Annotated in this window: 11 protein-coding genes and 1 riboswitch; of the genes, 5 read left to right on the forward strand and 6 right to left on the reverse strand. The window is 43.9% G+C overall.

The window, feature by feature from the left end; all coding sequences use genetic code 11:
* Positions 1-495 (reverse strand): S-adenosylmethionine synthetase N-terminal domain-containing protein (locus HP456_RS15575; RefSeq protein ID WP_281358058.1); only part of this gene is annotated, 495 nt, incomplete at its 3' end.
* A gap of 390 nt (positions 496-885) precedes the next feature.
* Positions 886-1,029, reverse strand: a riboswitch (SAM riboswitch).
* Between the two features lie 360 nt (positions 1,030-1,389).
* Between HP456_RS15575 and pckA the strand changes: the two genes are divergently transcribed.
* Positions 1,390-2,979: a phosphoenolpyruvate carboxykinase (ATP) gene (gene pckA, locus HP456_RS15580; RefSeq protein ID WP_172252730.1), complete on the forward strand. Its 1,590-nt coding sequence runs from the start codon at positions 1,390-1,392 to the stop codon at positions 2,977-2,979.
* Between the two features lie 355 nt (positions 2,980-3,334).
* Here pckA and HP456_RS15585 read toward each other — a convergent pair whose 3' ends face one another.
* The gene (locus HP456_RS15585) at positions 3,335-3,484 is read right to left on the reverse strand and encodes a lmo0937 family membrane protein (protein WP_172252732.1); all 150 of its coding nucleotides are present in this window, start codon (positions 3,482-3,484) and stop codon (positions 3,335-3,337) included.
* A 151-nt stretch (positions 3,485-3,635) separates the two neighbouring features.
* Here HP456_RS15585 and HP456_RS15590 point away from each other — a divergent pair, with 151 nt between their 5' ends.
* On the forward strand, positions 3,636-4,424 hold the full coding sequence (locus HP456_RS15590; protein WP_172252734.1) for a GNAT family N-acetyltransferase: 789 nt from the start codon (positions 3,636-3,638) through the stop codon (positions 4,422-4,424).
* A 179-nt stretch (positions 4,425-4,603) separates the two neighbouring features.
* On the opposite strand, the gene HP456_RS15595 is transcribed toward HP456_RS15590, so the two are convergent.
* From HP456_RS15595 to HP456_RS15610, 4 genes are all read right to left on the reverse strand, one after another.
* On the reverse strand, positions 4,604-5,167 hold the full coding sequence (locus HP456_RS15595) for a biotin transporter BioY (protein WP_172252736.1): 564 nt from the start codon (positions 5,165-5,167) through the stop codon (positions 4,604-4,606).
* A 41-nt stretch (positions 5,168-5,208) separates the two neighbouring features.
* The gene (locus HP456_RS15600) at positions 5,209-5,766 is read right to left on the reverse strand and encodes a CBO0543 family protein (protein ID WP_172252738.1); all 558 of its coding nucleotides are present in this window, start codon (positions 5,764-5,766) and stop codon (positions 5,209-5,211) included.
* A gap of 83 nt (positions 5,767-5,849) precedes the next feature.
* Positions 5,850-6,083 (reverse strand): DUF2584 family protein, encoded by a 234-nt coding sequence (locus tag HP456_RS15605; RefSeq protein ID WP_312857773.1) that lies wholly within the window; start codon positions 6,081-6,083, stop codon positions 5,850-5,852.
* A 25-nt stretch (positions 6,084-6,108) separates the two neighbouring features.
* Positions 6,109-6,894, reverse strand: a complete 786-nt coding sequence (locus tag HP456_RS15610) for an alpha/beta hydrolase family protein (protein WP_172252740.1) — start codon at positions 6,892-6,894, stop codon at positions 6,109-6,111.
* A 189-nt stretch (positions 6,895-7,083) separates the two neighbouring features.
* Between HP456_RS15610 and HP456_RS15615 the strand changes: the two genes are divergently transcribed.
* From HP456_RS15615 to HP456_RS15625, 3 genes are all read left to right on the forward strand, one after another.
* On the forward strand, positions 7,084-8,085 hold the full coding sequence (locus tag HP456_RS15615; protein WP_172252742.1) for an ABC transporter substrate-binding protein: 1,002 nt from the start codon (positions 7,084-7,086) through the stop codon (positions 8,083-8,085).
* A 270-nt stretch (positions 8,086-8,355) separates the two neighbouring features.
* Positions 8,356-9,132, forward strand: coding sequence for an ABC transporter ATP-binding protein (locus HP456_RS15620; protein WP_172252744.1), 777 nt, complete (start codon positions 8,356-8,358; stop codon positions 9,130-9,132).
* Positions 9,113-9,509, forward strand: a 397-nt coding sequence (locus HP456_RS15625; RefSeq protein ID WP_376766224.1) for an ABC transporter permease, incomplete at its 3' end; no start/stop codon positions are given. The genes HP456_RS15620 and HP456_RS15625, both read left to right, overlap by 20 nt.

Below are 9,509 nucleotides of genomic sequence, written 5' to 3' on the forward strand. Positions count from 1 at the left end.
AACTTCAGTCAGCTGGCGTGAAAGCTTGTGCGCCAGTGAAATCGGAAGAGGCATAAGTTCTTTCGTTTCATTGCAGGCAAATCCAAACATCAGACCCTGGTCACCGGCGCCGATTGCGTCGATTTCTGCATCAGACATTTGTCCTTCACGTGCTTCCAGTGCCTGGTCTACACCTTGGGCAATATCAGCTGACTGCTCATCAATCGATGTAAGTACGGCACAAGTTTCCGCATCGAAACCATATTTCGCACGGGTGTATCCGATTCCGCGGATCGTTTCACGAACGATTTTCGGGATATCGACATACGTATTTGTAGTGATTTCACCTGCAACAAGCACAAGGCCTGTAGTGACAGATGTTTCACATGCTACACGGGCATTTGGATCACTCGTTAGAATTGCATCAAGAATTGAATCGGAAATTTGATCACAAATTTTATCTGGATGTCCTTCCGTTACGGACTCAGATGTAAACAGACGACGTTTAGTTGACATTAAGGTTCCTCCTTAAGCATATTTGCCGGTATTCACCGACAAAACATTTAAACAGATACGGTACTCATTTCCCTAAGTAGTATGAAGTAAACATGGGCTTTTTATAAGGAAGAAGAAAACAACCTTATATAAAAACATGATATTTAATCACTAATGCTCCACTATAAGAAAAGCGCAAGCGCCTTGATCAGCCCCGGCAAACGCTTCAGGGCAGACCGGTGAAGTCGCCTTTTGACTTCATATGGCGGACCTGCCCGTCTCGGGTGGCCAGGCGCTGGAGCTGGACAATTCTCAGATTAAAGTTACACATTCTTACAACTTAAACAGAAAAAACCCTTCCTCGGGAAAAGTTAAAGAGGAAAGGTTTCACATCATAGCCGCGCCTTTTCTCTCTTATCGTTCAAGGTTATCCACCTTGCCTCAGTTTAGCACCTTCGCTTCATGGGATTTTTCCTTACCGGAAAGATCCACTATCTATTTAGCAGGTTGCTGGGTTTCATAGGGTCTGCTCCCTCCACCAGCTCAGGATAAGAGTATCCGTTCAAGGTACAATAATAACGTTAACACTACAGGGTGTCAAATACTTTTTCATATGAAAAAGTTAACAGCAGACATCAGCAGAATCACTTTTATCCACACCCTCAAAAATAGAGAATCATGAATGATATTTATATAAGAAGAAATGTGGGTATATGCATGAAGAATTTTTCATGGACAAGCATAAACTGCTTAGATAGGAAGAAATGCGTCACATTTTTCGAAGAATTTGTTACAAATTTAAGTCACATAATAAAAAACATCTAAATAGTATAGACTAATAAATTAATTGTGTTATACTATTTTTGAAAAGAAACAACAAAGGGGTATTTAAATTTATATAAAGGAAGGGTTCTAATGAATTCAGTGAGCATGTCTAATGAGTTAACAGAATTACTTAACGGTCAAAACATCAAAAATCAACTATCTGTTTCACAATTAGTGGAAAAAGTTCTTCATAGAAATGAAGGCGTTTTAACTTCTTCAGGTGCGGTCAGAGCTGAAACCGGTAAATATACAGGGCGCTCTCCTAAAGATAAGTTCACTGTCGAGGAGCCTTCGACTAAAGATAAAATCGATTGGGGGTCTGTAAATCAGCCGATCTCCGCTGAATCATTCGATAAATTATATCATAAAGTTCTAGCATACTTAAAAGAAAAAGAAGAAGTATTCGTATTTAATGGATTTGCAGGTGCAGATCCTAAACATAGACTTCCAATCCAGGTCATCAATGAATTTGCATGGCATAACCTTTTTGCCCATCAACTGTTCATCCGTCCTGCTGCGGAAGAACTAAACTCACATAAATCTGAGTTTACAATTGTTTCGGCACCTAACTTTAAAGCAGACCCTGCTGTCGACGGCACAAACTCTGAAACTTTCATCATCGTTTCATTCGAGAAAAGAATTGTACTGATCGGTGGAACTGAATATGCAGGAGAAATGAAGAAATCAATCTTCTCCGTCATGAATTACATGCTTCCTGAATCCGATATCCTTTCCATGCACTGTTCTGCAAATGTAGGGCGTGAAGGGGATGTTGCGTTATTCTTCGGGCTTTCCGGCACCGGGAAAACGACATTATCCGCCGACCCTAACCGCCGTCTGATCGGTGATGACGAACACGGCTGGTCACCGAACGGCGTATTCAATATCGAAGGCGGCTGCTACGCGAAATGTATCGGCCTGACCCGAGAGAAAGAACCTCAAATCTATGATGCCATCCGTTTCGGATCCGTATTGGAAAACGTGGTGCTCGATGAAGACTCGCGCATCCCTGATTATGAGGATAACACATTGACCGAAAATACACGTGCTGCATACCCGCTCCAAGCAATGGATAACATCGTGGAGCCAAGCATCGCAGGACACCCGAATACAATCGTTTTTCTGACTGCCGATGCATTCGGCGTTCTGCCTCCGATCAGCAAGCTGACGAAAGAGCAGGCAATGTACCACTTCCTGAGCGGCTATACATCCAAACTGGCAGGTACCGAACGAGGCATCACGTCACCGCAGGCTACCTTCTCAACATGCTTCGGCTCACCGTTCCTTCCGCTTGCTGCGACTCGTTACGCAGAAATGCTCGGAAAGAAAATCGATGAGCACAATGCAGAAGTATACCTGGTCAACACAGGCTGGACTGGTGGAGAATATGGTGTGGGCAGCCGCATGAAGCTATCCTACACTCGCGCAATGGTGCAGGCAGCACTTGAAGGCGAACTGACAAACGTTGAAACCGAAAAAGATGAAATCTTCGGGCTGAACATCCCAGTGCATGTACCGGGAGTGCCAGATGAAGTCCTACTTCCAATCAAAACATGGTCAAATGAAGAAGCGTACAAAGTTAAGGCAACCGAACTCGCACGCCAATTCAACGATAATTTCAAGAAATTCACAAACGTGCCTGCCGATATCGAAGCAAAAGGCGGCCCTGCAGTAAATTAAACATGATTCATCCTGAACTGATCAGTCAAACACTATCGCTGTGTTTGGCTGGTCTTTTTTTGCTTTTGGGTGAGTGACGCAGTGGAGGCTTGGGTGCGGCTGAATTGGATATAGCGTCGGGATCGGGTTCTCTCCTCAACTGAGCGTAGAGCTGTATCTCATCGGTTGGATGGTCAAAGTGGATTTGTTCTTATAATCTTAGAATAGTATGAACCAAAATTAAGATTTATCAACAATTTCTCGGTTGTATCAACGTTTTTACACGAAACGACAAACTTTCATCCATTGAACAACATCCATTCCCAGCCCGTTTCATCCCAAACAAAAAAAGAGGATTTCTCCTCTTTTTCCACAGCTATACGCCCTTCTTCCGGCCCGTTATCAGGTTCCATAAGAACACGACCAGGGCAACGACCAATAATATATGGATGATGGCTCCGCCAATCTTAAAGATCAGCCCTAACAGCCACAGGACTACCAGAATACCAATGATTGTCCATAACATGTTTACCGCCTCCTTCATCATGTATTGATGCTAACTTTCCCTATAATTCATTTATTAAAACAAACTCTATACTTAATTTAAAAATACCACTTTACTAAATATTATAAATTTTGGTAATATATCAATTAAAACTTATAAAGGGGTTAGGAAAATGATCAGGGTGTTAACACATGCAGATGACGAACAATGTCAGCGGCTGATCCAGGAACGGCCTGCTGAAAATTTGTTCATCATCGGTGATATCGAAGCATTTGGATACGAACAGGACTTCCAAACCATCTGGGGCGATTTTGACGGAAATGGGTATATGAGAGGGATCCTGTTGAAATACAGAGAAAACTTCATCCCTTATTCACCGGGAGAATTTGATGCCGAAGGATTCGCAGATATCATAAATGGATGCGATGACTATAAGATCTTATCCGGGTTAAAGGCGATTACATCAAAAGGGGAACCCTTTTTAACGCGCGAGTTCCATTCAAAAAGGCAGTTGTACTATGCAAAATTGGATAATACCGATTCATTGTTAAAGGAGGATCTGACACATATTAATAGAGCATCACTGGAGGACCTTCCCAAACTGGTGGAGCTCCTCAACATTATTCCAGAGTTCAGTGGAGGCGATTTTTCAATCGAGAATAGAAGGCACAGTATGGAAATAGGGGTATCACGCAGTTATTTCATTGAAGATGACGGTGTGTTTGTTTCCTCTGCATCAACCGCTGCTGAGAACACCAAGTCAGCAATGGTAGTCGCTGTATGCACCCACCCGCTCCACAAGAAAAAAGGCTATGCGACCGAGTGCATGTCCAAACTGTGCCGGGATGTGCTGCTGGAAGGAAAAGAGCTTTGCCTCTTTTATGATAACCCTGAAGCAGGAAGGATCTATAAAACGATCGGCTTCGAAGATATCGGATATTGGATGATGTATAAGTTTTAGAGAGGGATGTGAAGGACTGAGTTTTTGATATAACTGTAATTTGAAATCAGTCCTCTCGATCTTTCGACAAGCATCAATTATCCACGAAAAACACCAAACCAGGATACAATTCAATCCCCATCCCGGCATCATTACCCATACAAAAAAAAGACCCCCTCAATGGAGATCCGATCTTTCCATCATGCTGCTGCTTTCGTACTGCCCTGTATTAATCTTGCCTGTACGAGACGCTTTCGGACCGTGATGCCGATCCAGCTTGCCAGAAATGCTTTTATGAGTCCGACTAGGATAAAAGGATATACCCCGGCTGCCATCGCATGTGTCCAACTTAGTTCGGCAACGAATTTCAATTGGATCGTACCGACGATCAGGATGACAATCATTCCGACTGTGTTCGCGATCATCGCCATCGTGAGATTGAATTTGGTTTTCTCAAGAATGATCCCTGTAATGAACGCAGCGGCAATGAATCCGAAGATGTAGCCGCCAGTGGGACCGACAAGGACTTGTGCTCCCCCGCTGAATCCGGCAAATACCGGGACGCCTACCGCTCCGAGGGCCGCATAGCCGACCATCGAAAATGCTCCGTATCTGCTCCCAATTATCGTAGCTGTCAAGCCTACTGCCAATGTCTGACCGCTGATTGGTACAAGCGGAAGAGGAATTTCAATCTGGGCGAAAATCCCCGTGATGGCAGCAAAGATACTGCACTGAATGATCATTCTTAATTTCTCTCCGTTCATTCCCTGTTCTCCCCTTTGTGTAAACTACTATTAAATTTAAGTTAACACACTTTTTGATTTTCGGGAAGTACATTAAAAACTTTTTCCACAAACCAACGGATTATATAAGACAAGGGAAAGTAAATGATGAACGACCACCATGCCTCCCAATGATAAGCCTTATAATAATCCACCCACCTGAAAAATGGCTCACTCATAAATGAAGCACCTGCTGCTAATACCACATTTGCGATGAAGAACGCCTTCCCTTTTGGAAAATAATAATAAATGAACATATAGGTGACGGGAATCATCGCATAATCAAACAAATAGGCTTTTGGATAAATGGGTAAAAGCTCAGTCGGATATCCCCAGAGCCCCAATTCAAATCCGAATCCGTCCAAATTCGCTGCAGCCATGATCCAAACCAGTCCCAAAAACAATACCTTCGGGAGCTGCTGCCGATCCACCACCTTTAAAATGAAGACCCAGAGGATGATCATTAAGACAATAATGATCCACCACTTCAGCGTAAGAAAATTATATTCAAGCCAATAGTCGATATTTATTTTTGCCGCTCTCATCAGCTCACTATGAACGTTGTCATATTTTTCAATCATCACTTTACCTCAGTTTTTTACTAGTATGAGGAGTTTTCCATCCAATTATTATCTCTATAAAAAAGAACCTGAAAATCAGGCTCTTAATTGGTTGAATTCAGTGAAATCAATTTATAATAAATCGTTGTTTTTTCTTCGTGCCATAGAATTTTTTCGATAAGCGCAAACCCTCTTGAATGGCTTCCTTCCATCGTCCGAATTTCAACCGGGGTGTGCATCGGATATAAGCGGTACCCTTCTTTTTGCAATTGAAACAGGTTGTCTTCCGTCCTGACTTCCTTCCCCTGCGTGACAAGAATGAATAGTATTGAGCTCAAGCCCCATTCCCATGGTCATTCCCCTTTACTCCTGTTTTTTCATCCAGTCACTCAACATGATAACAATTTCACGGTTCTTCAAAGGGGGAAAATAATGCGTGAACTCTGTGAAATAATAAGACTCCACTCTTTTCCCTGCCTCTTTCAGCCGTTTTTCTAATTTATATGCATGATTGATTGAAACGTTATGATCTTTTTCACCGTGAATGATGAGGACAGGGGCCGTTATCTCCTCCACTTCGTATAGCGGAGTCCTCCACTCATAGCGTTCGGGGTATTTATTAGGGCTGCCTCCGATTACCCTCTTCATCATCCTCCGAAGGTCATTTCGTTCTTCATAGGTGAGGAACATATCCGTCACTCCACCCCAGGTAACGATCGAGGTGACTCCCTTTTCTTTTATTGCAGTAAGCAGCGCCATTACCCCTCCGCGTGAAAAACCGAATACGTGGATCCGCCCTCTATGTACTCTTTCATACTGCTTTAACAACTGAAAAGCTGACAAAGCATCTTCGCGGTCATCACCTGCAAAGTCTTCATTACCTTCCCCGCCGCGGTTCCCCCGATAAAACGGAGCAAACACAATGAACCCCTCCTGTGCAAATTGGGCGATGCGGGCAGGCCTCACCATCCCCACTCCCTTAATTCCGCCCCTTAAATAAAGAAATCCATCATATTCTCCTGGAAGTATTGGCTGCGCAAGCAATCCTTTCACTCGCAGCCCTCCGGAAAAATAGACGATTTCATACATTTCGACTCGGGGGTTCGGGGACGGGAATAACGTCTTCTTTACAATGGTTCCGTTTCTCATAATCTCTTCCTTTCAAAATGGGCACTGGGTATTCACACATTTTTTATTCTTCACATAAACTATTTTATCAAATCACACTTCAAACTTGTCATGGTGACCTATAGGAGCATCCTACCCCTCTATTCCTTGGAAAAAACGATTAGAGGGTATTACATGTGCTCATGTTTCATTAAAAGGAGGAAAAATTCAATGAAAAAATGGACTCGATTCATCTTTACGCTACTCTTGACCGCAGTGCTGACCATCGGTTTAACTGCTTGCGGCAGCGGCGGGGATGAAAATCAAAAAGTACGTGTGGCCGAAGTGACACGTTCCATTTTCTATGCACCCCAATATGTGGCCATCGAAAAAGGATTTTTTAAAGAAGAAGGGCTTGATATCGAGCTCACCACCACATGGGGCGGAGATAAGACGATGACGACGTTACTTTCTGACGGGGCGGACATCGCACTTGTTGGATCGGAAACATCCATATACGTTCATGCCCAAGGGTCTGATGACCCCGTCATCAACTTTGCGCAGCTGACACAAACAGACGGTACCTTCCTTGTGTCACGTGAAAAAGTTGAAAATTTCGACTGGGAGCAGCTTAAAGGCTCCACCTTCCTGGGCCAGCGGAAAGGCGGCATGCCTCAGATGGCCGGTGAATTTGTACTTAAAAAACATGGAATCGATCCTCATAACGACCTGAATCTGATCCAGAATATCGACTTCGCCAACATCGCCAATTCCTTCGCTTCCGGTACAGGTGATTACGTACAATTGTTCGAACCTACCGCTTCGATCTTTGAAAAAGAAGGAAAAGGTCATATTATCGCTTCCTTTGGAACAGAATCCGGCCATGTCCCATATACTACCTTCATGGCGAAGGACAGTTATATGAAAGAAAACAAAGCAGCTATTGAAAAATTCACCAAAGCACTCTACAAAGCACAGAAATGGGTGGAGGAAAACTCCCCGAAAGATATCGCTGAAGTAATTGAACCTTATTTCGAAGACACGGAATTAGATATCATCGAAACCGTAGTGGACCGCTATAAATCTCAAGGCTCCTTTGCATCAGATCCGATTCTGGATGTCGAAGAATGGAATAACCTGCAGAATATCATGGAAGAAGCTGGGGAACTTCCTGAGCAGATCGACCATGAGACGCTTGTAAACACTTCGGTTGCTGAAAAGGTGAGTGAATAGAAGAATTGGAGAAGCGGTTTCGGAACAGGGGATTGAGTGGCTGTTCCGATCACCATGATGGATTGTACCGAGTTTGATTCCAACCATTCTGTACCCGGTACAATTCTAGAGATTTGTGCCAGGCACAATCAACCCGATCTGTGCCTGGCACAACAACAAACCGGACCTAAACCGCATACCTAGCTCCAGCCTTCCGAACTCACCGTCATCTAACAGGGCTGACACCGTGTCATCCCTTCATTAATAGAGAAAGACTGGAGGCGCGTTACCGTGAATTTTCTTTCCCTGGACACGATTCATCACACTTATTTCTCCCCTAAAACGGCAACAAATGCCCTTTCCGATATTTCATTGCATGTGAATGAAGGAGAGTTCATATCCTTTATCGGTCCGAGCGGATGTGGGAAAACTACGCTTCTTTCCATTATCGCCGGGCTCATCAGACCGACAGAGGGGAGAGTTCTGCTGCATGGCAAACCTGTCAGTTCTGAAAGGAATCAGATGGGCTATATGCTTCAGCAGGATTATCTGTTTCCGTGGAAAACGATTGAGGAGAACATTTTCTTAGGGTTGAAGATTATGGAAAGTTTAACTGAAGAGAAGAAACGTGCGGCTTATGACTTGTTGGAGGAATTCGGCTTGTCGGAAGTGGCTTCCTCTTATCCGAGAGAGCTGTCTGGCGGTATGCGGCAGCGGGTCGCCCTGATCCGGACACTGATTACAGAACCGAAAATCCTGCTTTTGGATGAGCCATTTTCAGCACTCGATTACCAGACGAAGTTAAAACTTGAGGATCTTATTTTTACCACATTAAAGTCACTGAACAAAACAGCCGTGCTTGTGACCCATGATATTGGTGAGGCCATCGCGATGAGTGACCGGATCATCCTCTTCGCTTCAAAGCCTGGCAGGGTGCACAAGGTGTTTGAAGTACCTCAGGAGTTAAAGGAACTAAAGCCGTTCACCGTCCGTAATCATGCAGCATATCCGCATTTTTTTCAAAGTATATGGAAGGAGCTTGAGAATCTTGAATCAACAAACCCTTAAACAGAAGCATGCCGAATACATTCAATCCCTGAGGAAAGAACAACGCTGGGTGTGGTTCTATCAGATTCTTATCTTCCTTATCTTTTTTTCCATGTGGGAGATTTCGAGCCGAAACAGTTGGATTGACCCGTTGATCTTCAGCTCCCCATCGAAAATCTGGATGCTTTTTTTGGATAAGGCTGCAGATGGAAGTCTTCTTGCAAATCTATCCGTGACACTGGGAGAAACGATTCTCGGTTTCATCCTGGGAACATTGCTCGGAACTTTGTTAGCTGCTCTCCTTTGGTGGTCATCTTTTCTATCGAGGGTATTAGACCCTTATCTGGTCATCCTGAACGCGATGCCGAAAGTGGCCCTCGGCCCGATTCTCATTGTCG

This window comes from Bacillus haikouensis (assembly GCF_013179555.1).
Classification (GTDB): domain Bacteria; phylum Bacillota; class Bacilli; order Bacillales; family Bacillaceae_B; genus Rossellomorea; species Rossellomorea haikouensis_A.